This is a genomic window from Lachnoanaerobaculum sanguinis (assembly GCF_033242365.1).
GTDB classification, from domain to species: Bacteria; Bacillota; Clostridia; order Lachnospirales; family Lachnospiraceae; genus Lachnoanaerobaculum; species Lachnoanaerobaculum sanguinis.
In genome coordinates this window covers 1-405 of sequence record NZ_BTHK01000061.1, presented here as the reverse complement: position 1 = coordinate 405, position 405 = coordinate 1, and the positions used below count along the sequence as shown (strand labels likewise).

Here is a 405-nt window from a genome sequence, read left to right as displayed (position 1 = left end):
TATATAAGCCATATATGATAAAGTCCCATTATACCACAAATAAAAATGTCCCACTTATGGTAGAATACTATTTTGTATATTCTAACACTAGGAGGGACTGACTTATCAGAAAGGTTATTTTATCAATGGATGAACAAAGAAAGTACGAGGTTATTAAGGGTCTGGTAGATCACCCCGATACAGCTAATAAGGATAGAGCTGCTCTTATCCTAGGATGCACCAAGAGGCATATAAACCGTATGATACAAGGCTATATTAAAGATGGTAAAGCATTCTTTATTCATGGTAACCGAGGTAAGAAGCCGGCTACCACCATCCACCCTGATATCAGAAGTCAGGTTCTTGATCTATACAGAACTAAATACTACGAGGCTAACTTTGAACACTATACAGAGCTTCTAAAAA

At 36.8% G+C, this 405-nt stretch carries 1 pseudogene; it reads left to right on the top strand.

The window, feature by feature from the left end:
• Nucleotides 1-125: 125 nt before the first annotated feature.
• Nucleotides 126-405 (top strand): annotated as a pseudogene (locus tag SBH76_RS13950) (ISNCY family transposase); the annotation flags it as partial.